At 54.9% G+C, this 25130-nt stretch carries 24 protein-coding genes; 19 read left to right on the top strand and 5 right to left on the bottom strand.

Annotation, left to right across the window (positions count from 1 at the left end; translation table 11 throughout):
- The first annotated feature begins 92 nt into the window (after positions 1–92).
- Positions 93–791, top strand: coding sequence for a uracil-DNA glycosylase (gene ung / locus HBA55_RS27185; protein WP_166997978.1), 699 nt, complete (start codon positions 93–95; stop codon positions 789–791).
- A gap of 22 nt (positions 792–813) precedes the next feature.
- On the opposite strand, the gene HBA55_RS27180 is transcribed toward ung, so the two are convergent.
- Positions 814–1644 carry an HDOD domain-containing protein gene (locus HBA55_RS27180; protein ID WP_166997977.1) on the bottom strand — a complete coding sequence of 277 codons (831 nt, stop codon included), beginning with the start codon at positions 1642–1644 and terminating at the stop codon, positions 814–816.
- 21 nt (positions 1645–1665) lie between these two features.
- Positions 1666–2592, bottom strand: coding sequence for a CAF17-like 4Fe-4S cluster assembly/insertion protein YgfZ (ygfZ, locus tag HBA55_RS27175; protein ID WP_166997976.1), 927 nt, complete (start codon positions 2590–2592; stop codon positions 1666–1668).
- A gap of 146 nt (positions 2593–2738) precedes the next feature.
- On the opposite strand from ygfZ, the gene HBA55_RS27170 reads away from it, so the two are divergent.
- Together HBA55_RS27170 and HBA55_RS27165 are read left to right on the top strand one after the other, a co-directional pair.
- A complete protein-coding gene (locus HBA55_RS27170; RefSeq protein ID WP_166997975.1) occupies positions 2739–2993 on the top strand; it encodes an FAD assembly factor SdhE in 255 nt (84 codons plus the stop codon).
- Complete coding sequence (locus HBA55_RS27165; protein WP_166997974.1) at positions 2953–3417, top strand: hypothetical protein; 465 nt, start codon at positions 2953–2955, stop codon at positions 3415–3417. Before HBA55_RS27170 ends, HBA55_RS27165 begins: the two co-directional genes overlap by 41 nt.
- On the opposite strand, the gene nadB is transcribed toward HBA55_RS27165, so the two are convergent.
- Positions 3393–5012, bottom strand: a complete 1620-nt coding sequence (gene nadB / locus HBA55_RS27160; RefSeq protein ID WP_166997973.1) for an L-aspartate oxidase — start codon at positions 5010–5012, stop codon at positions 3393–3395. The two genes, HBA55_RS27165 and nadB, sit on opposite strands and share 25 nt — an antisense overlap.
- 318 nt (positions 5013–5330) lie before the next feature.
- Here nadB and rpoE point away from each other — a divergent pair, with 318 nt between their 5' ends.
- From rpoE to acpS, 12 genes are all read left to right on the top strand, one after another.
- Positions 5331–5924: an RNA polymerase sigma factor RpoE gene (gene rpoE, locus HBA55_RS27155; protein WP_166997971.1), complete on the top strand. Its 594-nt coding sequence runs from the start codon at positions 5331–5333 to the stop codon at positions 5922–5924.
- Positions 5925–6239: 315 nt separating this feature from the next.
- Complete coding sequence (locus HBA55_RS27150) at positions 6240–6944, top strand: sigma-E factor negative regulatory protein (protein ID WP_166997970.1); 705 nt, start codon at positions 6240–6242, stop codon at positions 6942–6944.
- Positions 6945–7130: 186 nt separating this feature from the next.
- Complete coding sequence (locus HBA55_RS27145) at positions 7131–8129, top strand: MucB/RseB C-terminal domain-containing protein (RefSeq protein WP_166997968.1); 999 nt, start codon at positions 7131–7133, stop codon at positions 8127–8129.
- Between the two features lie 49 nt (positions 8130–8178).
- The gene (locus HBA55_RS27140; RefSeq protein ID WP_166997967.1) at positions 8179–8637 is read left to right on the top strand and encodes a SoxR reducing system RseC family protein; all 459 of its coding nucleotides are present in this window, start codon (positions 8179–8181) and stop codon (positions 8635–8637) included.
- 32 nt (positions 8638–8669) lie between these two features.
- Positions 8670–10070 (top strand): DegQ family serine endoprotease, encoded by a 1401-nt coding sequence (locus HBA55_RS27135; protein WP_206019993.1) that lies wholly within the window; start codon positions 8670–8672, stop codon positions 10068–10070.
- Between the two features lie 127 nt (positions 10071–10197).
- Positions 10198–11997, top strand: coding sequence for a translation elongation factor 4 (gene lepA, locus HBA55_RS27130; protein WP_166997965.1), 1800 nt, complete (start codon positions 10198–10200; stop codon positions 11995–11997).
- A gap of 26 nt (positions 11998–12023) precedes the next feature.
- The gene (lepB, locus tag HBA55_RS27125) at positions 12024–12869 is read left to right on the top strand and encodes a signal peptidase I (RefSeq protein WP_166997963.1); all 846 of its coding nucleotides are present in this window, start codon (positions 12024–12026) and stop codon (positions 12867–12869) included.
- 92 nt (positions 12870–12961) lie between these two features.
- Positions 12962–13375 carry a DUF4845 domain-containing protein gene (locus tag HBA55_RS27120; protein WP_338109468.1) on the top strand — a complete coding sequence of 138 codons (414 nt, stop codon included), beginning with the start codon at positions 12962–12964 and terminating at the stop codon, positions 13373–13375.
- A 37-nt stretch (positions 13376–13412) separates the two neighbouring features.
- Complete coding sequence (gene rnc / locus HBA55_RS27115; protein WP_166997961.1) at positions 13413–14111, top strand: ribonuclease III; 699 nt, start codon at positions 13413–13415, stop codon at positions 14109–14111.
- Entirely contained in the window at positions 14108–15016 is a 909-nt protein-coding gene (gene era / locus HBA55_RS27110; RefSeq protein ID WP_166997959.1) for a GTPase Era, read from the top strand. Before rnc ends, era begins: the two co-directional genes overlap by 4 nt.
- 9 nt (positions 15017–15025) lie before the next feature.
- Entirely contained in the window at positions 15026–15736 is a 711-nt protein-coding gene (gene recO / locus HBA55_RS27105; protein ID WP_166997957.1) for a DNA repair protein RecO, read from the top strand.
- 23 nt (positions 15737–15759) lie between these two features.
- Entirely contained in the window at positions 15760–16143 is a 384-nt protein-coding gene (acpS, locus tag HBA55_RS27100; protein ID WP_166997955.1) for a holo-ACP synthase, read from the top strand.
- A gap of 15 nt (positions 16144–16158) precedes the next feature.
- Here acpS and HBA55_RS27095 read toward each other — a convergent pair whose 3' ends face one another.
- Positions 16159–18918 carry a response regulator gene (locus HBA55_RS27095; RefSeq protein ID WP_166997953.1) on the bottom strand — a complete coding sequence of 920 codons (2760 nt, stop codon included), beginning with the start codon at positions 18916–18918 and terminating at the stop codon, positions 16159–16161.
- Between the two features lie 132 nt (positions 18919–19050).
- Here HBA55_RS27095 and cysM point away from each other — a divergent pair, with 132 nt between their 5' ends.
- The 4 genes from cysM to mazG all read left to right on the top strand — a co-directional run bounded on the left by cysM (position 19051) and on the right by mazG (position 24436).
- A complete protein-coding gene (gene cysM / locus HBA55_RS27090; RefSeq protein WP_166998085.1) occupies positions 19051–19938 on the top strand; it encodes a cysteine synthase CysM in 888 nt (295 codons plus the stop codon).
- A gap of 5 nt (positions 19939–19943) precedes the next feature.
- The gene (rlmD, locus tag HBA55_RS27085) at positions 19944–21275 is read left to right on the top strand and encodes a 23S rRNA (uracil(1939)-C(5))-methyltransferase RlmD (protein WP_166997951.1); all 1332 of its coding nucleotides are present in this window, start codon (positions 19944–19946) and stop codon (positions 21273–21275) included.
- Between the two features lie 62 nt (positions 21276–21337).
- Positions 21338–23584, top strand: a complete 2247-nt coding sequence (gene relA, locus HBA55_RS27080; protein WP_166997941.1) for a GTP diphosphokinase — start codon at positions 21338–21340, stop codon at positions 23582–23584.
- Between the two features lie 21 nt (positions 23585–23605).
- Positions 23606–24436: a nucleoside triphosphate pyrophosphohydrolase gene (mazG, locus tag HBA55_RS27075; protein ID WP_166997939.1), complete on the top strand. Its 831-nt coding sequence runs from the start codon at positions 23606–23608 to the stop codon at positions 24434–24436.
- On the opposite strand, the gene HBA55_RS27070 is transcribed toward mazG, so the two are convergent.
- Positions 24430–25095 carry a hypothetical protein gene (locus HBA55_RS27070; protein ID WP_166997937.1) on the bottom strand — a complete coding sequence of 222 codons (666 nt, stop codon included), beginning with the start codon at positions 25093–25095 and terminating at the stop codon, positions 24430–24432. The two genes, mazG and HBA55_RS27070, sit on opposite strands and share 7 nt — an antisense overlap.
- Positions 25096–25130: the final 35 nt, after the last annotated feature.

Below are 25130 nucleotides of genomic sequence, written 5' to 3'. Positions count from 1 at the left end.
GGTTGATCGCGGCAACGCAAAACAAGGGTGCTTGGACAGCATCGACGACACTAAGTAGACTGTCGCAAAATTTTTGAGTGAATGTGATTCCCATGAATGCACCCATTATCCGCCTGCATCCTTCGTGGTTGAACCGGTTGGAGCCGGAATTCCAGCAGCCCTACATGCACTCGCTGAAGCAGTTTCTGCAGCAGCGCAAAAGCGAAGGCGCGGTAATATACCCGCCCGGTGGTCAAATCTTTAATGCTCTCGATTCGACACCGTTTGAAGATGTCAAAGTGGTCATTCTGGGACAGGATCCCTACCACGGGCCGGGACAGGCTCATGGATTGTGCTTCTCCGTGCTTCCCGGTGTGCGAACACCCCCGAGCCTGGCGAACATCTACAAGGAAATTGAGCGTGACCTTGGCATTCCCATTCCCAGCCATGGGTGTTTGCAGAGTTGGGCAGAGCAAGGGGTTTTATTGCTTAACGCCACCTTGACGGTTGAGCAGGGCAACGCCGGCGCTCACCAGGGGCAGGGCTGGGAGACATTTACCGATCGAATTGTTGATGTCTTGAGCCGTGAGCGGGAAGGCCTGGTGTTTTTGCTGTGGGGCAGCTATGCACAAAAGAAGGGTAAGATGATCGACACAGGGCGGCACTGCGTGCTGAAATCGCCGCACCCATCTCCCTTGTCCGCTCATCGCGGATTTTTGGGTAATGGGCACTTTTCCAAGGCCAACGAGTGGCTGCAGCAGCGCGGGCAAGCACCCATTGACTGGTCCGTGCCCGAGGTGGCTCTCGTTTAAAGAGCCGCAGGAGCGCTGGGGATCAGGAGAGAAGCTGCATCGCGGCTTCCATTTCTTCGCTCAGGTCTTCCTCTTCCTCACCGCTGGCATCCAGGCCAAGACGGGCAAATGCCGTCACCTTTGAGTAATCGATCTTGGCCAGCATGTGGTCGCTGCCCATGTAACTCTGCAACATGGCCACGGTCACGATATCGGCGTAGTCGGGCTCATCGGCTTCGCGGGTAAACTTCATATGCAGGCTGGGTACCCGGCGCAATTCTTCAGGGAAATCCCAGGTTTTCAGAATCAGATCACCAATAGCGGACTGCAGTGTGTCGATCACACGATCCAGGGTAATGGCGTCTTTAAGCAAAGCCGGACTTTCTTCGGCGTAGGTGAGAATGGGTAAAACGCCAATCTTGTGAATCAGTCCCGCAAGGGTCGCCTGATCAGGGCGCAGGTTTGTACGATGTTTGCACAATACGTGACAAATGCCGGCAATCTCACTGGAGCGGGACCAAACATCGCGCAAGCGTTTGTCCACCATATCCGAGGTGGCCTGGAACATTTGCTCCATCGCCAGTCCGGTGGCGATATTGCACGTATATTCCATACCCAGGCGCATGAGTGCCATTTTCAAGTCTTCGATTTCCTGCGAACCCCGTAGCAGAGGACTGTTGGAAACCTTGATAATACGTGCGGTCAGGGCGGCATCATTACCGATGCAGGTCGCCAGTTGGTCAATGCTGGCCTCTGGATCCTCCGCAATTTCCCGAACTCTGAGAGCGACCTCGGGCAGGGTTGGCAACACCAACTGGTCGTTCTTGATGGCGTGAATAATTTCCTGGCGAACGGTGTCAACGACCTGGTTCATAACAACTTCCTAGATATTCTGTTACGTATTTATAGCATAGGGTAGGGGCAAAGGCGTGAGCTTTTGCGTGGCGTTTTTGTCGACAAACACGTCATCGGCTTGCGCCACATCCTCGCTCAGAATCGCGAGGCATTGAGTGCAATTTGCATAGGAGACGGCGTTGACGATACTGCCGACGATAGATCCTGCTCCATTGTGGAGATCGGTGCCTTCTGCTAGCGAGATTTCGGAATCTGCCTGCAGGCGGTGCAGGGCGCGTTTGACTTTGCCCTTGTAGTGGGTGCGGGCGATAATTTCCTGACCGGTGTAACAGCCTTTGGTAAAACTGACGCCATCAATGGCTTCAACCTGCAAATGTAACTGCTGTGGCAACAGCGTGTCGCTGGTGGCGGCGCCGATCCATCCGCGGCCAAGCGCTATCTCTGCTGCCAGCCAGGCGGTCTCGTTATCAGCCTGAGGCAGCTCAGCCACGACATCCGGTAAATTGGCCTCATCGACCGGCCAGCATTCGACCCGTTGCTGGTCTCGTTTGATGTAAAGGAGGCCGCCTTGCTGTTGGACGGTCTGTTGAGAAAAGTCCAGGTCAAGGTGCTGTTGCAGCCAGTCGAGCAGATGTTCACCCAACAGTCCCACCGGCGCTTCACCCCCAGGTGCCGACAACTCAGCTTTTGAAAACACGATGTATTTGCCCAGGGAGGTGCTTAACAGTGGCAGGGCGTCGCGGCGAAGCCTCAGCAAAACCAGCTCTTCACTGGGGGCGAGGGCATCAAAGTTGGCAATCATGCGGCCCTTTGGGGTGCAGTGCGCACCATGGGTCAGCGCGTCGGCACTGAATCGTCGGGTGTCGCAGGTGAGCTGACCCTGCAGAAACTTCAGGCTGTCCGGTCCGCGGACTTCCAGCAGGTCAAAATCACGTAGCGGAACCCGCTGTGGTAAGGCTTGAGTCATGGGGATGGTTTCTCTATCCGTGCAGACGCGCAAGCTTACCACAGCTCATTGGTCGTCGGCAGGGTAGCGAGTCGTGGCGAGCCATCCGCCGTATCGGTATACTGTCGCGCCTCGATGTCTTGAAGTTATTGAATTGGAATCTGTTCATGGATAAAAACCGTCTGTTTTGGGCCAGTCGCCGCGGCATGCTGGAGTTGGATCTGGTGCTGCTGCCGTTTCTGGAAAATGTCTATGACAGCTTGCCGCAGGAAGATAAAGAGCGTTACTGGGCGCTCATGGATTGTGAGGATCAGGACATGTTCGCCTGGTTCCTGCATCGCCAGGATCCGGACGATCCTGAACTCAAGAGGATTGTGGATATTGTCCGCGACAACACCGGCATGCAGGTCGAAAAGGGCTGATTCCCCGGTTCGATGGATCAAACTAAGGCCTTCACGCTACGCGCTGTGCGCCCATTTGGTCGCGGCGCTGCTGGCACTCGTCGGTCTTTATCGGGCTGATCTTCCGGCACTAGTCACCTTGACGCTAATCCTGCTGGCTTTGCCATTGGTGATCGTCGGAGCGGTGAATTTGTGCAGGGAGTCGTCTCAGGAGCTCTTGCTCGACCACGTCAACGGCAGTCTGGCGCTGGCACCGCAAGGGCCTCAGGGTCCGCTGTTGCCGGTGACGGGCTGGCGTCGCCCTCTACCTCTGCTGGTTTTCTATTTTCGCGGCGCAGAATCGTGCGAGTGCATTCGAGTTTGGCCCGACAGCATGGATCCCGAATCCCTGCGTCGCCTGCGAGTGCTCACAACGCGACATCAAGGCTTCACAAAGATTTCCTGAGCGGCGAAGTTGGTGGGCACCAGGATGGTATCCCGGGCAATGTCCGAGGTACTTGGGTTATCGAGCGAGTAGTGAAGGCCCCGACTCTCTTTGCGTTGCATGGCTGAACGGATAATCAGCTCCGCCACCATGGCCAGGTTCCTCAGTTCGATCAGGTCATTACCCACTTTGTAGTTACTGTAATACTCCTGAATCTCTTTCTGCAGCAGCTTGATGCGGTGAGTGGCCCGCTCCAGTCGCTTGCGCGTGCGCACGATACCAACGTAGTCCCACATAAACCGGCGCAGTTCGTCCCAGTTGTGCGAAATTACCACGTCTTCATCCGAGTTGGTTACCCGTGATTCGTCCCAGGGCTTGTTGCGATCAGGGGAGGGCACATCACTCAGATTGGCGCTGATGTGTTCGGCTGCAGACTGCGCGTAGACGATACATTCCAGCAGAGAGTTGCTGGCCATACGATTGGCGCCGTGCAGGCCGGTGAATGAGGTCTCTCCAATGGCATAGAGCTGATCAAGATCGGTCTGGCCATGGCGATTGACGACAATGCCGCCGCATGTGTAGTGCGCCGCGGGCACCACCGGAATAGCCTGTTTGGTGATGTCGATGCCAAATTCCAGGCAGCGGGCTTTTACCGTAGGGAAGTGTTCGCTGATAAATTCCGCCGGTTTGTGGCTGATGTCGAGATAGAGGCAATCGCTACCGAGTCGTTTCATTTCATGGTCGATAGCGCGTGCGACAATGTCTCGTGGAGCGAGTTCAGCCCTTGGGTCAAATCGCTCCATAAAACGTTCGCCGTTGGGCAGCTTCAGGTGCGCGCCCTCGCCTCGAAGGGCTTCGGTCACCAGCGAGGAGCCCGCCTTGGGGTGATAGAGACAGGTGGGGTGAAACTGGTTGAACTCCATATTGGCAATACGACATCCCGCCCGCCAGGCCATCGCAATGCCGTCGCCGCTGGCACTGTCGGGGTTGCTGGAATAGAGGTAGACCTTACTGGCCCCGCCGCAGGCGAGAATCACTGCCCGGGCCTGGAACACATCCACCCGGTCCTCGTTCCGGTTATACACATAGGCACCGGTACAGCGCACTTTTCCGGTTCCCGTATCCGGCTGGGTGATCAGATCCACGGCAATATGGTGTTCAAATACATCCAGATTCTCTGAATGCTGGATATTGTCGATCAGCGTGCTGTGGACGGCTTTTCCAGTCGCATCGGCGCTGTGGATGATGCGTCGATGGGAGTGTCCGCCCTCTTTGGTCAAATGGTAATCGCTGTTGTCCTGCAACTTGGTAAAGCTGACCCCCTGATTGATCAACCAGTCGATCGCAGCTTTGCCGCTTTCTACCGTAAAACGAACGGCGTCTTCGTGGCACAGGCCCGCACCGGCATTGAGGGTGTCGGTCACGTGAGCTTCGGTGGAGTCGTTGTCATCGAGTACAGCGGCGATTCCCCCCTGGGCAAACCAGGTGGAGCCTTCGTTTACCGAGCCCTTGCTCAGTACAGCAACCCTGGCTTTGCCTGCCAGGCTCAAAGCCAGCGTCAGGCCGGCCGCACCGCTGCCGATGATCAATACGTCGTGCTGGTGATAACTGCTCATACTTTAGCCTGTGTTGCGAATAACTCGTCGGCAGCCTTGCTGACCGGGGGCCGGTAGTATATACATGCTTTGTCCGACGGGGTATTGCCCATTTCAGGCTCCCATAGGACCTAAAATGACAAAATACAGGAGCGTTTGTCCGGTTTCCAAGCAATTTGTGTAATCGGTGAGCTTGGCGCCTGGAATGCTGCCACTGAATTGAACTTCTGTGATAGCCCGAAGTCTAGGTGTTGCTCTTGTCGGTGGCGATCCCGTTCATCGTGTGTTCACGGCCGGGCGGGACAATCGGCAATCTAAAAAGAAGCTTGGGAGAGCAGGATGACCGCGCAGCGTGCGCCTGAGACTGATCAGCAGTTAGTAGAAAGGGTACAAAAAGGCGATAAAAGGGCCTTTGATCTGTTGGTGCTTAAATACCAACACAAAATGATTTCGGTGGTAGGACGGTACGTCCACGACACCCATGAGGTACACGATGTCGTCCAGGAAGCCTTTATCAAGGCCTACCGGGCGCTGAAGAATTTTCGCGGTGACAGCCAGTTCTATACGTGGCTGTACCGTATTGCTATTAATACCGCCAAGAATTACCTGGTGTCCAGGGGGCGTCGTCCGCCGGCCAGCGATGTGGATGTCGACGACGCCGAGTTTTATTCCGGCAGTGATCTGCTCAAGGATGTGGATACGCCCGAGAACAACCTGTTTCGGGATGAGTTGCAGGAAGAGGTGCACAATGCCATTCGGGAGCTGCCCGAGGATCTGCGCACGGCGGTGACACTGCGGGAAATGGAGGGGCTGAGCTACGAGGATATTGCCGAGGTGATGGCCTGTCCTGTGGGTACTGTCCGCTCGCGGATATTCCGGGCTCGGGACGCGATTGACAAGCGCATCGCGCCGCTGTTGGATCGGGCTGAATGACGATCGGGTCGGGTTCTCCGGGAAGCAGATGTCCTGGCCGTAAATGACTGATAAAGACGGTCAGGAAATTGCCTAAGGGTCGGAATAATGGCGCTGTCACAGGGAAGTACAAAAAATGACAGAAAAAATTTGAATGACTTGTGAACTTTCTCACACTTCACCAGTCAGAGTGTTATCGTTAAGGCGGCGGTTGTTGGGCAAGTGCTTGACCAGCAACAATAAAAGTCGCGGAACCCCCCGGGGGACGGGGGATGCAGGTGGTCTTCGGGCCAAGTCAATGTAACGAACATATTAATAAGAGCGAAATTAGTGACTATGTCCAAACAATCTCCGCAAAGCTCCACAGACGCTGTCAAAGAATCTTTATCAGCTCTGATGGACAGCCAAGCCACTGAGATGGATGTACACCGGGTACTAAAGGCCAGCGAGACGGACTCTGAGGTTCGCTCCACTTGGTCCCGCTATCACATAGCCAGCGCGGCGATGCGCCAGGAAACTCCCGCTCAACCCCAGATCGATCTGTCCATGGCCATTCGCAGCGCCATCGACTCTGAAGAAAACCACGCACCCGCAAAGCCCGGCTGGATGCAATCTGCTGCCAAAATGGCTGTAGCAGCCTCCGTTGCAGCGGTGATGGTTGTGACCACACAATTCGTCAGCTTGGACTCCTCAGACTCTGAGGCTCAACTGGCAGCCATTCCAGAGCAATCGGCGCAACAGCCCAGCACCGCACCGGCGCCTGTGGTTTCTTTACCGTCCCAGTTCCAGGCTCCAATTGTTCCTGCACGCACGGTTAGCAGTCACTCGCGCATGCCAGTCAGTGAGGCTAAGCCCCAGAATCGCTACTATCCGGTAGTCACGAAAGCCAAATCCGCTTCATCCAGTCAGCCGCCTTCACCAGAGGTACAGGCTTATCTTCGCGAAGTGATGGAGATACACGCCGGCAACTCAGCGCTCAACAGCGGGCGGGGATTGATGCCCTATGCGCGCGTACCCGTTGCCCCGACGACCGAGCCCTGATAGGGTTGGCGACTTTCACAAATCGTCAATTTCGGCCAGGATCGAGGCAGACTTTCTCTTCGGCACCTCGTCTGTAACGCGATTTTTCATGGATGCCTACAGGAAGGAAGAGGCGTGCAGTTAAAGCCCTGTGCTCGTCGGCCTTGTGCCGTTCTATTTGTACTCCTTTGGAGTGCTGTTTTTCCCTTGTCGGTTCAAGCCACCGAAGCACCCGAAAAGGTGGCTCGTTTGCTGGGCCAAATGTCCACGGCGTTGCGTGAACGAGACTATCGGGGGTTGTTTACCTACGAATTCGGCGGCGCTTTACAGACGCTGCGTATTACTCACCGGGTCGAAGACGGCGCCGAATATGAACATCTTGAATACCTCAATGGCCCCTCGCGCCGAATTGAGCGCAATGGGACCCACGTGTCCTGCCTGTCACCAGCCGATCAGGTATTGCGGGGATTGCTGCCGGGGCTGGACAGCAGTTTTCATGGCCTGACCCAGCATTATCACTTCTACTTTCGTGACGACGAACGTATAGCCGGGCGTCTGGCCTCCGTCGTCCAGATTGTGCCGCGGGACGAGTATCGATACGGATACAGCCTGTCGATCGACAAAGAAACGGCGTTGCCTTTGGCGGTCATGACCATCAGCAGCAGTCGCCGGGTGTTGGAGCGTCTGCAATTTGCCAATATTGAGTTGGAGGCCGACGACAGCTGGGTAGGAATCGTGGATTCCAGTACGCTGGTAAAGCGGGCGGAATGGCCGGCATGCCAGCCTCTTGAGGGCACAATGGCAGGCCTCGGCCCCTGGAGTGTCAGCTGGGTGCCAAGCGGTTTCCTGCCGGCCGGCAGTGCATCCTTTGAGCGGGTAGGGGATGTTATGCTTTATACAGATGGCTTGTCTGCATTTTCCGTGTTTGTGCGACCATTGGAGAAAGCGGTGGCTGCCCAGGGCAAAGCACAGCGGGGAGCGACCGTCGCCTATATGCAGCAGCAGATGTTTGATGCCGTTCCCCACACCATAACGGTGGTGGGTGAAATACCGGCTCGCACCGCCCAGAGAATTGCTGCTTCTGTCAGGGCTTTGAAGCCCACACCACCAACGGTGCCCGAACCTGCGGCAGCCGAGGAGAGCTCTGGTACCACAATACCGGCCGCCGGCGCGGCTCCAGAGGCTCAAACCGGGCAAGTCGAATAGAATGCCGGCACAGAGCTGTACAAGTTAGCAGCAATGTACGGGAGAACCTATGATTACCGAATCCGGCCGCATCGTTGCCATCGAGAATGATTGCCTTTGGGTGGAGACCATTCAACGCTCCACCTGTGAGTCCTGTGCGGCCGAAAAGGGCTGCGGACAGAGCCTGGTCAGCAAGTGGGGTGGGCGTACCAGCTTTATCCGTGTCTTGCTCCAGGGGCGCGACTGCAGCCACTATGCCCTGCACGATGAGGTTACCGTAGGAATTCCCGAAGACGTGGTGGCAGCCGGCTCTATATTGGTTTATCTGACCCCCTTATTAACCCTGCTGTTGGGGGCCGGTTGTGGCCACTGGCTAGGGCTGGCAGAGCCGGGTGTGATCTTTTTGGCTGTATTGGGATTGGCGCTTGGCGGCGGGCTGGTGCGGTGGCACAGTTTTGTTCATCGCGATGATGAGCGTATGCAGCCGGTATTGCTCGATGGCACCGAGGCGGTGCGCTGGCAATCCTGAAGCTATCTAATTGACTAGGGAGACTTATCAGAATGACGGCGATTTCACTGCATTGGCAGAAATGGTTCTGCTTGGCGGCAATGGCGCTGTTGGCAACCTCGGCCAGCGCCAGGGGTAGTTTACCTGAATTCACGGATCTGATTGAGCAGGCGTCGCCGGCGGTGGTCAAGATCAACACAATTGAACGCCGCAGCGGTCGCCGGCAGTTTCCGCAGGGCAATCAGGATATTCCGGATATCTTCCGCCACCTGTTTGAACCCCGCCGAATGCCTGAGCGCCAGGCCCAATCCCTGGGTTCCGGCTTTATCGTTTCTGAAGACGGTTACATTCTGACCAATAATCATGTGATTGATGGTGCGGATGAAATCCATGTACGGCTGTTGGACCGAAGAGAGTATCAGGCCGAGGTGATCGGCACGGACGAACGTTCCGATATCGCGCTGCTAAAAATTGAGGAAGACAATCTGCCGACCCTTGAATTTGCCGATGATGACGAGCTCAAGGTCGGGCAGTGGGTTCTGGCGATCGGTTCCCCATTTGGGCTCGATTTTTCAGCCAGCGCCGGTATTGTCAGCGCGATCGGGCGCAGTATTCCCAGTGACAAGAACGAGAACTACGTACCGTTTATTCAGACGGACGTCGCTATTAATCCGGGCAATTCGGGTGGGCCCCTGTTTAACCTCGACGGAGAGGTGGTGGGCATCAATTCCCAGATTTATACCCGATCCGGCGGATCCATTGGCCTCTCCTTTGCCATTCCGGTAAGCGTGGCGCGGGAGGTGATGAATCAGCTCAAGGAGAAAGGCCGGGTGGACCGCGGCTGGCTCGGCGTGGTGATTCAGGAAGTGGATAAGGATCTGGCCGCCTCTTTCGGACTATCGAAGCCGGTTGGAGCCCTGATTGCACAGATGGAGCCCGGCAGCCCGGCCGACAAGGGGGGGCTCAAAGTCGGGGACGTTATTATTCGCTTTGGTAAAACCCGCATCGAGTCTTCCAGTGATTTGCCCCATGCCGTGGGTGCTGTCGCACCAGGCACTGAAGTGGCCATAACCGTCATGCGAGAGGGCAGGAAGAAGGTGCTGGAGGTGGAAGTGGGTACGCTGGGTGGATCTCCCAAATTAGCACGTGGAACTGCACCAGAACCGGAATCCGGTGGCCGGCTGGGGGTCCTGGTGGGTGAAGTTGACCCACGACTGCGCAATTCCTGGCAGGTCAGCGGCGGTGTGATGGTAAAACGGGTATTTCCCGGTAGTCCTGCGGCCGGTGCCGGCCTGCGTCCGGGCGATGTCATCGTGCAGCTGGGCTTCGAGAAAATAGAATCACTGCAGGGGTTCGAAGACACCGTGGCCGATCTGCCTGCTGACAGCTTGTTGCCGGTTCGATTTTACCGACAGGGGCGTGCGTTGTTCCGATCCCTGTCGATCAAGGATTGATCGCAATTTCTCTTATGGCCCAAATACGGTAGACTTCGCAGCCTCGAAAACCGGCCAGACGCCTTCTTGAAGAGTTTGCGTTTGGCCGGATTTGACCAAAACTCAATGACAGGTAGTTGTTCTTACTGTGACCGATCTCAGCCATATCCGTAATTTTTCCATTATTGCCCATATTGACCACGGCAAATCCACCATTGCCGACCGGTTTATCCAGGTGTGTGGCGGCTTGTCCGAACGGGAGATGGAAGCTCAGGTTCTCGATTCCATGGATATTGAGCGCGAGCGCGGGATTACGATCAAGGCGCAGAGCGTTACCCTGGACTACAACGCCCGCGACGGCAAAACCTATCAACTGAACTTTATTGATACTCCCGGACACGTGGATTTCTCCTACGAGGTATCCCGCTCGCTGTCAGCCTGTGAAGGAGCGCTGTTGATTGTTGACGCCGCCCAGGGCGTGGAGGCGCAGTCTGTAGCCAACTGTTACACCGCGATCGAAGAGGGGCTGGAGGTTATTCCGGTTCTCAACAAGATTGACTTGCCTCAGGCTGAGCCAGACCGTGTTGCCCAAGAGATCGAGGAAATTATCGGCATCGACGCTACCGAGGCGGTGCAATGCAGTGCCAAGACCGGTCTCGGTGTTGAGGATGTGCTGGAAGAGCTGGTAAGCATGGTGCCGCCGCCGGAGGGGAACGTTGATGCGCCCTTGCAGGCACTGATCATTGATTCCTGGTTTGACAACTATCTGGGCGTGGTTTCTCTCGTTCGGGTCAAACAGGGCACTCTCAAGGCCAAAGACAAAATCATCACCAAATCTATCGGCAAAGCCCATGTGGTGGATAACGTCGGGGTGTTCACGCCCAAGCGTAAAGAAACCGGCGTTCTGCGCGCCGGTGAGGTGGGCTTTGTGGTGGCCGGGATCAAGGATATTCACGGCGCTCCCGTGGGTGATACGCTGACCCATCAGAAAACCCCCGAAGTGGAGGCAGTTCCGGGATTTCAGAAGGTCAAACCTCAGGTCTATGCCGGCTTGTTCCCGGTAAGTTCAGATGATTATGAGGCGTTCCGTGAGGCATTGGCGAAGCTGACGCTCAATGACGCTTCTCTGTTTTATGAACCAGAGAGTTCCGATGCACTGGGTTTTGGGTTCCGTTGCGGCTTCCTGGGGATGCTGCATATGGAAATCATCCAGGAGCGGCTTGAACGGGAATACAACCTCGATCTGATCACCACCGCCCCGACCGTGGTCTATGAAGTCGAGCAGACTGACGGTGAAGTGATCTACGTGGACAATCCGTCGAAGCTGCCAGACCCCGGCCTGATCGAAGAAATGCGCGAACCCATCGTCGAGGCGAATATCCTGGTTCCCCAGGAACATCTGGGTGCGGTGATAACACTCTGCGTGGAAAAGCGCGGCATCCAGAAGGACCTTCAGTACACCGGAACCCAGGTGTCGCTGACCTACGAGCTGCCGATGAACGAGGTAGTGTTGGATTTCTTTGATCGCCTTAAGTCGGTCAGTCGCGGTTTCGCTTCGCTGGATTACAATTTCGACCGCTTCGAGGCCGCTAAACTGGTTCGTCTGGATGTACTGATTAATGGCGAGAAAGTGGATGCGCTGGCACTGATCGTGCACCGCGATAACGCCCAATACAAGGGGCGTGCCCTGGCTGAGAAAATGAAAGAATTGATACCCCGTCAGATGTTCGATGTGGCGATTCAGGCGGCCATTGGCGGACAGATCGTCGCTCGGACCACGGTCAAGGCCTTGCGTAAGAATGTCACCGCCAAGTGTTACGGTGGCGATATCACCCGTAAAAAGAAACTGCTGGAGAAGCAGAAAGCGGGTAAGAAACGTATGAAGCAAGTCGGCCGCGTTGAGATTCCCCAGGAGGCCTTCCTGGCGGTGCTCAAGGTCGAAGACTAATTTCTTACAGGAAGCGTTAAAGCTATATGGATATCAATTTTCCTCTGATTCTGGTTGTTTTGGTGTTCGTCAGCGGTGCAATCTGGCTGGCGGACTGGCTGTTTCTGGCAAAGCGCCGACAGCAGGCCGTTGCGGCCGTGGATACCCAGTTTGCCAATGTGCAGATAGACGCCGGCCAGCAGCAGGCGGTTTACGAAGAAGCCAAGGCTGCCGCTGCCCAGGAGCCGGTGGCGGTGGAGTATGCGAAATCGTTCTTTCCGGTACTGTTTATCGTGTTGATTTTGCGCTCGTTTCTGGCGGAACCCTTCCAGATCCCGTCGGCCTCTATGGTGCCCACCCTTAAAATCGGCGATTTTATTCTGGTGAACAAATACACCTACGGAATCCGTTTGCCGGTGGTTAGAACCAAAGTGCTGGATTTGAACGAACCCCAGCGCGGTGACGTCATGGTGTTTTTCCCACCCCATCGCCCCAAAACCTACTTTATCAAGCGGGTGGTGGGCCTTCCTGGTGACGAGATTCGCTATATCAATAATGTGCTCTACATCAACGGCGAAAAGCAGCCCCAGAAGCTGGTAGCCGCTCTGCCGCCGGCCAATCCCCAGTTTCATCTGATGAAGGAAAGCATCGATGGTGTCGAGCACGACATGCGTAAGCACGTGGTGCCCGGGCGCCTCAGCCAGAATGGCTCCTGGGTGGTGCCTGAAGGACACTATTTTATGATGGGAGATAACCGCGACAACAGCTCTGACAGCCGCGAATGGGGTCCCGTCTCCGAGGACGCCATCGTGGGGAAAGCCTTTGCTGTCTGGATGCACTGGGACTCTTTCTTCAGCCTGCCCAGCTTTAGTCGCGTGGGCAGCATCCAATAAGGGTGACATTGTGAGCTGGTCAGCAGTTGCGGCTGAATCAAATAGACTAAAATCAGCAGTAGAACAACCGTGACCGGAATAGGAGAAGACGTGTGCGATCGTTAAAAAGACAGCAGGGATTGTCTACCCTGGGGTGGTTGGTCGCCGTGCTGGTGGCTGGCTTTTTTCTGCGCTGTATCTTCATAATGGCGCCGGCCTATGCCGATAATCGCTATCTTCAGGAAGCCTTGAGAGGCCTTGGGGAGAGTGGAACCCAGATTAACGAAATGACCGAGCGAGAAATTTACAAAAACCTCGATGGTTTTTTTCGGATTAATAATTTGCGCTCGATATCGGCCAAGTCAGCCAAAATTGAGCGTCAGCGGGGCAAAACGCTGGTGAGTTTCGAATACGAGGTGAGGTTGCCTCTGCTTCTCAATGTGGATGTGGTGATGTCCTTCCACAGTGTACTCGACAGCTCCAATGCTGATTTTTGTTGCCGGCCAATAACCAAGCCCGAAAAATAGATCTGTGCTCAATAAAGCACACAAAGTGAAGTAATTAGTGAACACTATCAGTCGCCAGCGCCTTCTCAATCGATTGGGCTATGAATTCAAGGACCCGGATCTTTTCGATCTGGCACTTACTCATCGCAGTTGCGGTGCCCGCAATAATGAACGCCTGGAATTCTTGGGCGATTCCATTTTGAATTTTATTATCGGTGAAGCACTGTTTGAGCGTTTCGATGAAGCCAAAGAGGGGCAACTCAGCCGTTTGCGTGCGCAGATGGTAAAAGGTGAAACCCTCGCGGAAATCGCCAGAGAATTTGATCTGGGCCCGAACCTGAATTTGGGTGAAGGGGAGCTTAAGAGCGGTGGTTTCCGTCGTGATTCTATTTTGGCCGATGCGGTTGAGGGCTTGATTGGCGCCATCTATCGAGACGGTGGCATGCAGGCCGCCAGGGATCGCGTGCGGGTCTGGTACCAGTCGCGTCTGGATGCGCTGCAATTGGATACCAATCGCAAGGACCCCAAAACCGAATTGCAGGAATATCTGCAGGCGAGGAAGGCCGCACTGCCGGTTTACGAAGTGATTGACGTTGGCGGCGAGGCCCATGCGCAACAATTTACGGTGGCCTGCCGTTGCGAGTTGTTGCCAGAGGCCACTGAGGCCAGTGCCAGCAGCCGCCGCAGTGCGGAAAAGATGGCCGCTGCAGCGGCATTGCAGCAGTTGTCTCTCTCCAATCCCGGAGGTCGCGGATGAGCGACAGGGAGCACGAGCTAAACCGTTGTGGCTATGTCGCCATTGTGGGGCGACCTAACGTCGGTAAGTCCACATTGCTGAATCACCTGTTACAACAAAAAATCAGTATTACCTCCCGTAAGCCTCAGACCACCCGTCACAATGTGTTGGGCATCAAAACGGAAGGCGCCGTACAAGCCATTTATGTCGACACGCCCGGCCTGCATCTGCAACACAGTAAAGCCATCAACCGCTATATGAATCGAGCGGCAACCACCGCTCTCAGAGACGTGGACGTGGTGGTGTTTCTGGTGGATCGCCTGGCCTGGACTGATGAAGACGACATGGTGGTCAAGCGCCTGCAAAACCTCGACTGTCCCATTATCCTGGCCATCAATAAAGTCGACCAGATTGAGGATAAGGAGGTACTTCTGCCTCACCTGCAGACGCTGTCTGACAAAATCAAAGTTGATGAAATTGTGCCCATCTCGGCGCTGCGGGGGGTAAATCTCGATCGCCTCGAACAGCAGGTGATTGAACGATTGCCCGAAGCCGAACACTTTTTTCCGGAAGACCAGATCACCGATCGCAGCTCTCGTTTTCTGGCAGCCGAAATCGTGCGTGAAAAGATTACCCGTCAGCTGGGTGATGAGCTGCCTTACCAGATGACCGTGGAAATCGAAGAGTTTTCCCACGAAGGCAATATTATTCATATTGGCGCATTGATTCTGGTTGAGCGGGATGGACAAAAGCGCATATTGATCGGCGATAAAGGCGCTAAGATCAAACAGATTGGCCGCGAGGCCAGAGTTGATATGGAAACACTGTTTGATTGCAAGGTCATGCTCAAGACTTGGGTGAAAGTGAAATCCGGCTGGTCCGACGACGAGCGGGCATTGCGCAGTCTCGGATACGACGACCTCTAGGCCGTAGTCATGCGGGTAGAGCTGCAGCAGGGATTTGTGCTACACCGGCGCCCGTTCAAGGACTCCAGTCTGATTCTCGACTGTCTTACCGAAAATCATGGTCGCTTGTCTGTAATCGCCAAGGGCGCTCGCAGTGCCAAGTCTCGCTGGCGGCAGATGTGCCAGCCATTTTGTCCGCTGTTGCTCTCCTGGCAGGGCCGCCATTCACTCAAAACACTGGTTTCGGCGGAAAGCACCGGATTGCCGGTCATGTTGTCTGAAAACTATCTCTATAGCGGTCTTTACCTGAACGAGCTGCTGACCCGATTATTACCCGAACACGATGCCTGTGAGAGGCTCTATGGGCACTATGTTGTCGCTCTGGAGCAACTCGGGCGGCAATTACCGCTGGAATCGACACTGCGTCAGTTTGAGTTGGCGCTGTTGGAAGAGATGGGTTATGCCGTGGATCTGGAGTGGGAAGCTGGCGCGGGTGCACGCATTGAGCCAGACTGTTACTATCAATGGCGCGCGGAGAACGGCTTCGAGCGTCTTTCGGATGCTCAGGCGCGGTTAGAAAGATCCGCTTATTTGGGTGGTCATCTACTGGCGATTGGAAGGCGGGATCTGTCGTCGCCGGAAGTATTGCGCGCTGCCAAACGGCTTTCGCGGCAGTTATTGGGGCCACTGTTGGGGCACAAACCGTTGGAAAGCCGCAAGCTGTTTGCTAAAACACAGTAACAACAATAATTTAGGAAAGATGCATGATTGTGGGGTTGGGTACGGATATCGTGGAGATAGCGCGCGTTGAAAGCACGCTGGATCGACTTGGCGACAGTTTTGCCAAGCGTATTCTCACCCCACTGGAATTCGCCGAGTATCAGTCCAGCTCCCGTTCTGTCGCCTATCTCGCCAAACGGTTTTGTATCAAAGAGGCGGCTGCCAAAGCGCTGGGGACAGGCATTGGTCGAGGAATTTCCTGGCAGCATATGTGGGTGGAACATACGGAAGAGGGCGCTCCGGTGTTGCGCATGACTGGAGGTGCGCTGGAGCGCTTGACAGAGCTAAAGGGCAATCGGGTTCAGGTGAGTGTTTCTGACGAGCAGGCCTATGCAACCGCAACGGTGATTTTGGAAGCCGCTTTTTAGGTTATTAGTGAAAGTCTAATGTTCGACATCAAACAGGATGTCGAGATCGTGTTCATCAACCCATTGACGCAGACGCTGGATCGCTTTCAATAAATCATTAAGATCATCATCCAGCGAAACGTGATTGCCGGCCAGCAGTTTCTTATCCATGGACTCACTGACCCGACGCAGCTCCGGTACGCCACAATAGCAACAGCCGCCATAAAGGCGATGGACCAGTTCCTGTAACGGCATCCATTGTTGCTCTCTGTACAGTCTGACGATTGCTTCAGCGTCTTCAGCCAATCCCTCATTCAGTTTGTAGAGCATGTCTCTGGCCAGATCCGATTTGTTGTTTGTCAGTCTCAGCGCTTCCTGAAGATCCATAATGGCCTGTTGCTTTACGGGAGTCCCTCGGGGAACGGTGCGTTTCGGCTCCGTGGACTGATGCAACCAGCGCTGCACCAGATGGGCGAGTTGGGTCTCGCTGACGGGCTTGCTGGTAAAGTCATCCATGCCGGCTTCCAGCAGAGAATACTTCTGGTCGCTGAGATCGTGCGCGGTGAGGGCGATAACCGGTGTGCGTCGATCGCCGCTCTCCATTGTCCTCAGACGCCTTGTTGTTTCCAGGCCATCCATTTCCGGCATTTGCACGTCCATAAAGACCAGATCGACAGATTCATTGTGGAATAACTGCAGGGCACTTAAGCCACTGCTGGCTGCCAGCGGGTCAAATCCCAGGTCTTGGAGAAAGGTGCATACCAGTTGTAGATTGGCGGGGTTGTCATCCACGACCAAAATGCGGCCATTTTGCGATGGCTTGGGCTGTGCGGGCTTGTTGTTATCCTGCTGCAGCGCCTCGTCGATAATCTGGTACAGATGATCGTGAGTGAACGGCAGATAGAGTACCTGGAATGCTTGCCCTTGCAGTGAGGATGATTCGTCGGCGTTTATGGCGGCCAGCACAGGGCTGCCGTAGCGGACCTGAATCTCAGATGCCATCTGGCTCAGGCCGTCAAACTTGACCTTGCCGGGTGCGGCCAGCAGCACGATATCCACCGGGCGGTTCAGTTGTCGTGCGGCTGCGAGAGTAGGCAGTACGTCTTCCAGACTCAGCACAAATTCGACATCCAATTCCCATTCATTGGCGTATTGCTGAAGCTGCTGGGCAAACAAGGGGCTACCGGCAAAGATCACCGCTTTTTTACCTTGTAATCGACCATACTGGTTTTGCATCGGGTTTTCCTGCGGGGACAGGCTCAGCTTGAACCAAGCGCAAGTGCCACCACCACTGCGGTTTTCCAGTGCGATGGTGCCGCCCATTTTCTCGATCAGCTTTTTGGAGATGGCCAGTCCCAGTCCTGTGCCACCGCGTTGGCGACTGTTTGAAGAATCCGCCTGGGTGAAGGCATCGAACATCAGCTCACGGTGTTCATTGTTAATGCCAATGCCTTCGTCGTTGACTGACACCTTCAAAGAGATCGTGCTGTTGTCACGGCTCGTCAGCGCCGTGGTGACTACAATATTTCCCCGGTCAGAAAACTTGATGGAATTGTTGACCAGGTTGGTCAGCACTTGTTTGATGCGCAGAGGATCGCCCATCAGGGTTGGCAGTTTTTCACCATGGGTGATGTGGATCAGCTGTAATTCTTTTTCATTGGCACCGGGTGCCAGTATCTGCAGGGTTTCTTCGACGACCTGACGTAACTCAAAAGGCACGCGGTCTAGAGAGAGACGGTTCTCCTCCAGACGCGAAAAATCGAGAATATCGTTGATAATGGTTAGAAGCCCTTGTGAGCTCAACGCGATCGTGCGCAGGTGTTCTCGCTGCTGGGCATTGATGGGGGTTTTCAACAGCAAATTGGTAAAGCCGAGAATACCGTTAATCGGGGTTCGGATTTCATGGCTGGTGTTGGCCAGGAATTGTGATTTGATGCGACTGGCTTCGACCGCCCTTTTGCGGGCGATGTCAAGCTCGATGCTTTGGATTTCAATGGTGTCCAGTGTTTCCTGCAGGTCGGAGGTTGCCTGGGTGATCTGCTGCTGGACTTCGTCATTCGCATTCTTGAGGCGTGCACCCAGGGTGTTGGCGGTTTGCGCCAGGCTGGCCAACTCCCGCTGGTCCGGAATCCGCGCCTTGGCGTTGTAACTCCCCTGACTGTAGTCCTGCAGCGTATCCTCAATGTTTTGTAGCGGTTGCTCAATGTTGCGTGTAAGGCGCCAGGCCAGAGCCATCAACAAACCAAATCCGATGATAGCGGCAGCAAGTACGGCCACAATACCGCGGTACTGAACGAGGGTCAGATGTTCGGACGCGGTGCTGACGATTATCCAACTGTGTTCGAGGGAAGCAGAATTGTCGATTGAGATACTGTTAAAAGGTACGCTGTTGGACGGGAGGACCGGACTGGCGAAAAACGCCATACCGCCCGAATGCCAGTGGCGTTTACCGGTACTGATATGTTTGGAAATGTCTTGAGACGCCCGCAGGCCCCGTTGTAATTTTAGTTGAAAGCCGGCGTCATACAGGTAGACCCCGGCAACGTCGCTATGATCCAACAGGGTATCAAATTGCGCTAATAACGCGTCGGGCTTCTCGCTGAACAGCTCATGGTGGGCCAGGCTCGCCAGCCAGCGGCTGGCCACCAGCCCATGGCGACGCTCTTGATCGGCCATCTCCAGGCTGAAGATGCCCCCCAGAGTGGCACCCAGCAGGGAAATAAACACCAGCGCAGGCAGGACGCTGAGCTGCTGAATACGGTATGCCAGGCTTCGAACGTGGGTTGGCAGGTGCAATGGGGTTCCTCAACTTGCTCCCAAATTCCATCTTATCAGCCTGTTTTACCATATCCTATTCCGCTAAAATAGTCCGTTGGCATAACCTTTACTGCTGCGCGAGGTATTTACGCTTTGAGAAGTACAAATGAGCTGGATTTTCCCACCATTCAGACCTGCATTGGTGAAACACCCCTGGTGCGTCTGCAGCGGTTGCCGGGCGACACCAGTAACACCTTGTTGGTCAAGCTTGAGGGCAATAATCCGGCCGGATCGGTCAAAGATCGACCAGCGCTGTCGATGATCAACCGGGCCGAGCAAAGAGGGGACATTAAATCAGGCGATACACTAATAGAGGCCACCAGCGGTAATACTGGCATTGCCCTTGCTATGGCGGCGGCGATCAAAGGTTATCGAATGATTCTCATCATGCCGGACAACGCCACGGACGAGCGCAAAGCTGCCATGACCGCCTATGGTGCAGAACTGATCCTGGTCACCCAGGAACAGGGCATGGAAGGCGCTCGCGACCTGGCCAAAACCATGGAAGCCCAGGGTGAGGGTATCGTTCTTGACCAATTTGCCAACGGTGACAATCCACTGGCTCATTACTATGGTACTGGGCCAGAGATCTGGCGACAGACAGGTGGTCAAATCACTCATTTTGTCAGTTCCATGGGCACCACAGGTACCATCATGGGCTGTTCTCAATACCTCAAAGAGCAGAATCCGGACGTCGAGATTGTCGGTCTGCAGCCCGAAGACGGTGCCAGCATTCCCGGCATTCGCCGCTGGCCGCAGGAATACCTGCCCAGTATTTTTGACGATACACGGGTAGATCGCGTTATGAATATGAGTCAGGCTGAAGCCGAGCACACCATGCGCGAGCTCGCCCAAAAAGAAGGGATCTTCTGCGGCGTTTCGAGTGGTGGAGCCGTTGCAGGCGCGCTGCGTCTTAGCGCAGAGATTGAAAACTCGGTAATTGTGGCGATTATATGTGACCGCGGTGACCGTTACCTCTCTTCCGGTCTGTTTAACTGATCTCCGTGGCTCGTCTGTTCAAACCCGGCGCAGGCCGTAGGCCTTCGAGTGAATCCACCCCGCATACCTTGCGCGTAGAAGACTTTGCCCAGGACGGCAGGGGGGTGGCGCGACACGAGGGCAAAGCGGTGTTTATCCGCGGCGGAATTCCTGGTGAAACGGTGGAAGTCAGCCATTATCGCCGTCAAAAGCGTTTCAGCGAATGTGAGGTCAGGCGGGTCCTGGACGCTTCCGACGATCGCGCAGAGCCATTCTGCCATCATTACGGCAAATGCGGTGGCTGCCAGCTGCAGCATATGCGGGCTGAGTGTCAGCCCGGGTATAAACAGCAGGCCCTTCTGTCGCAACTGCAACGGCAGCAAAAGATCTCTCCGACAAATATACTTGAGCCTGTGGTATCGACTCCTCAGGGCTACAGAGCTCGGGTACGCCTGGGCGTAGACCGCAATCATCACCTCGCCTTCCGAGAGCAGGGCAGTGACCGTTTGGTCGATATTGAACACTGTCCGGTACTCAGTCCTTCGTTATCCACATTATTGCCAAAACTTCAGGCCTGGCTGTTGGCGCTTCCGCAAAAACATGGCGTGACTCATATTGAATTACTGAGCGCGGAACCTTCACCAGCCGTGGTGGTGCGCCATATTCGTCCGCTTTCGTGTGAATTGCGTGAGCGCTTGCAAGAGCAGATAGCAGAGGCGAATTGTTTTTGGCAGGGCGACCGCGATGGGAAACTGACGGATCTGAGGGGAGCGCCAGTCGAAGCATTATTGGCCTATACCCTGGATGGCCTGACACTGGCATTCGAGCCTGGAGATTTTACCCAGGTGAATCCAGCGGTGAATGGCGAAATGGTAGCTCAGGCACTGCAATGGTTGGCTTTGGAGCCCAATGACCGGGTTATGGATCTGTTTTGCGGCATTGGCAACTTTACCCTGCCGATTGCACGAAGCGGTTGTCAGGTTACCGGCGTTGAAGCGGTGGAAGCGATGGTGACCCGTGCTCGCCACAATGCCCATATCAATGGTTTGGAAAATGCTGAATTTCTGGCTCTGGATCTCGAAGGGCAAAGTTTGCGAAAACGCTTGAGTTCCAAGGCCATAAACAAGCTGCTTTTGGATCCTCCGCGGGCCGGAGCTGCCAAGGTGTGTGAACAAATCGGCCAATCCGCTGTCGAAAGGCTGATTTATGTCTCTTGTAATCCGGCCAGTTTTGTCCGCGATGCAGGTACGTTGGTCCGCAGCGGGTTTGAGCTGTCGCAGTTAAGGGTCTTGGACATGTTTCCCCATACGGCACATGTGGAAACCATGGCATTATTTGTGCGTACAAATGGAATTTGAGCGGGTTGGCGACGCTGACACAGGGGGATTGACCCGCTGAATGGAAATCACTCGGAAATAGTATGGTTAAAGTTAGAGAAGATCATCCCATTAAGGATGACGGTGAAGTTGATATCGATGCCTGGCTGGAGCGGCTGAATGGCATCCACACGCTCAATTCAGAGGAATACGCCCCTCTAAAGAGCGCCTGCGAATGCAGTCTGGCGGCCGAAGAGAGGGCCATTGCCAACGACAACATCTGGGCCGAGGGTACCAGCAGTTTTCGCACGGGCCTGGAAATGGCGGAGATACTGGCGGATCTGCAGCTGGATTTCGAAACCCTGCAGGCCGCCATTCTTTATCGTGCCGTTCGCGAGAATAAATTGCCGCTTGCCGAAGTACAGGATCATTTTGGTGAGACAGTAGCGAAGCTGATTCGCGGCGTTATTCGCATGGCCGCGATCAGTACCCAGCGCAACGATTCCAATGAAAGTGTTCTGGGTTCCCCGTCTCAAGAGCAATCGGACAACGTGCGCAAAATGCTGGTGGCCATGGTGGACGACGTGCGGGTCGCCCTCATCAAACTGGCCGAGCGAACCTGCGCCATTCGGGCGGTCAAAAATATAGATGATGCCAAGCGTCGCAAGGTCGCGCGTGAAGTGGCGGACGTCTATGCCCCCCTGGCGCACCGCCTGGGCATTGGTCATATCAAGTGGGAACTGGAGGATTTGTCCTTCCGCTACCTCGAACCCGATGACTACATGACCATTGCGCGTCTACTGGATGAAAAACGCCTGGACCGTCAGGAGTTTATCGACAAGGTGATCGGTATTCTCAACGCGGAAATGGAGCAGGCCCATATTAATGCGGAAATCAACGGCCGCGCGAAACACATTTACAGCATCTGGCGTAAGATGCGCCGCAAGGATATCGGTTTTTCCCAGGTTTACGATATCCGGGCCGTGCGTATTCTGGTGCCCACCGTTCGCGATTGCTATGCGGTGCTGGGTATTGTGCACAGTCTGTGGCGGAATATCCCCAATGAGTTTGATGACTATATTGCCTCACCGAAGGAAAATGGCTATCGCTCCTTGCATACAGCGGTAATCGGGCCGGACCGAAAGGTGCTGGAAGTTCAAATTCGCACCAGCGCGATGCATGAAGAAGCGGAATTCGGTGTCTGTGCCCATTGGCGCTACAAAGGCACGGATGAAGATGACACTGCCGACAGCTACGAACAGAAAATTGCCTGGCTGCGCCAGGTGCTTGAGTGGCATGAGGAGTTGGGAGGGCATCCTCTGGAAGACGATCTTGCCGCCGGCATCGAGCAGGATCGGGTTTATGTTTTTACTCCCGAAGGGCACATCATCGATTTTCCGCAAGGGGCCACACCGCTGGATTTTGCCTATCGGGTGCACACAGAAATCGGCCATCGCTGCCGGGGAGCCAAGGTCAACGACCGTATTGTTCCGCTGAACTATGAATTGAAAACCGCCGATCAGGTGCAAATTCTGACGGGCAAGCACGAATCACCCAGTCGTGACTGGTTGTCTCCGGCGCTGGGTTACCTTCGCACCGGCCGTGCCCGAGCCAAGGTGCAACATTGGTTCAAGCTGCAGGCCAGGGACCAGAATATTGCCGAAGGGCGCGCGGTACTGGACAAAGAATTTCGCCGTCTGGCTATGGACGAATTGGACTACGAAGATCTGGCCCGGCGCCTGAACCTTGTCGGTCTGGACGATCTTTACGCAGCCGTGGGTGCCAGTGACCTTGGTGTGGATCGGGTGGTCAACGCGGCTCAAAAAATGCTGATGGTGGACCGCGAGGCGGTGGATCCCGCTATCGGTTTAGTCGGCAGAGCGTCTCAGAAACACAGCGATTCCGATCTGTTTATCGACGGTGTGGGTAATTTGCTGACCCATATCGCGGGCTGTTGTCACCCGGTGCCGGGTGACGCCATTGTCGGTTACATCACCCTTGGCCGAGGTGTTTCTATCCACAGACAGGATTGCCATAACATTCTGCAGCTACAGGCGGATGAGCCGGAACGTATTATCAAAGTCGACTGGGGAGAAGCCCCCCAGAGTACCTACTCGGTGGATGTTCTGATCGAAGCCTTCGATCGACACGGATTACTACGCGATATCACCGAGTTGCTGGATACCGAGAGGGTCAACATCAGTGCTATGCAAACCCTGTCAGATAAACGCAAGAATACGGTGGATATGCAACTGACGGTTGAAATTGGCAGCTTCAACGAACTCAGTCGCATCCTCGGTCGCTTGAACCAGCTGACCAACGTCGCCTCGGCAAGACGCCGTCACAACTGATACCCGGAAACCAATGGCTCGATGACTGCTTATAACATAGATGACCTCAAAACCCTCATGCAGCGTTTGCGAGAGCCCGGCAGCGGCTGTCCTTGGGATCTGGAGCAAACCTACCGCACCATTGCACCCTCTACCCTGGAAGAGGCCTACGAGGTGGTGGACGCCATTGAACGGGAAAACTACGGCCATCTACAGGAAGAGTTGGGCGATTTATTGTTTCAGGTGATCTTTTACAGCCAAATAGCCGCCGAAGAAGAGCGTTTTGATTTCGATCGGGTGGTTTCAGAGCTGGTGACTAAACTAGTGCGCCGCCATCCCCATGTGTTTCCGGACAATACACTGGAAAGTCGTTTCACCAGCGAACGCACCGAAGACGATGAACGTCAGATTAAAAAGCGCTGGGAAGAGATCAAGGAACAGGAGCGCCAAGCCAAAGGGCAGCGCGGTGTACTGGATGATATTCCACTCAATCTTCCGGCTCTCAGCCGCGCCGCCAAGTTGCAAAAACGGGCATCGAATGTGGGCTTTGACTGGCCTGATCCGGGTGGGGTGGTGAGTAAAATTGAGGAAGAGCTGCAGGAAGTCAAGGAGGCGTTAGCTCAAGGCGATTCCCAGGCGGTGAGTGAAGAGTTGGGGGATTTGATCTTTGCGGTAGTGAATCTCAGTCGACACTGCAAAGGTGACGCTGAAGCGCAGCTGCGGGCAGCCAATCAGAAGTTTGAAGACCGTTTTCGCTATATCGAACAGCGCCTGCAGGAGCAGGGGGTTGATGTGAAAAGTGCGTCTCTGGAAGTGATGGACCAGCTGTGGGACGAAGCAAAAATTCAGCTGGCGCAATGCCCGGCTCAGTGAAGCTGGTCGGGCATATCGGCGGCGGGTTCGTCGTCTGAAGTCGTGCGTTTTTGCGACACGACAACGGCATTGTCCTCCTGATTGAGCTCTTCTGTGGGCGAGGCTGGAGTGGCCTTGGTTCGAATCGGAGAATCTGCGCTTTTCTGGTTCAGCGACAGCTGCAATTTTTGCTTAACGTCAGTGGTTTCTCTGAGTTCCTGTAGCAGGGATTCGATCTGTTGGTTGCGGTCCTCGATTTGGCGTTCAAACCCCTGAATTTCTTCCTTGAGCAGCTCGTGTTTTTCATTGAGTCTCTGTTCTTTGGACTCGGCATCGATAACAATGTCTGCCACCTCCACGTCCATGGAGGCAAGGGTTTTTTCAACAACCTGCACAATCAATTCTATATCCCCCTGGGGAAGTTTACCCATTAGCTCGGTAGCTCTTTCGATGCCAAACCGGGGAGAAAGCGGATGGGTCGGAGTGTACGGGCTCCTTTGTTGGAGGGCATCGTTGCGGAGCCCGTCGTCGGTAAGAAAATTTTCATCCAATTCGGTACCCTCAGGTAGCTGCAAGTGGCTCAAATCATCTTCAAAATCCCTTTGTCCACTCAGTTCAGAGTCCGGGCCGGTTCCCTCCTGTTCTTCCTGGTGACGATTACCAAGGCCAAACAGTTTCATTTTTTACCTCCTTTTCCTGGTTAAAGATCAATAAC

This window comes from Pseudomaricurvus alkylphenolicus (genome assembly GCF_011683955.1).
Lineage (GTDB): Bacteria > Pseudomonadota > Gammaproteobacteria > Pseudomonadales > Cellvibrionaceae > Pseudomaricurvus > Pseudomaricurvus alkylphenolicus.
The sequence above is the reverse complement of the archived record's forward strand: the minus strand, read 5'-3'. Positions and strand labels throughout refer to the sequence as shown.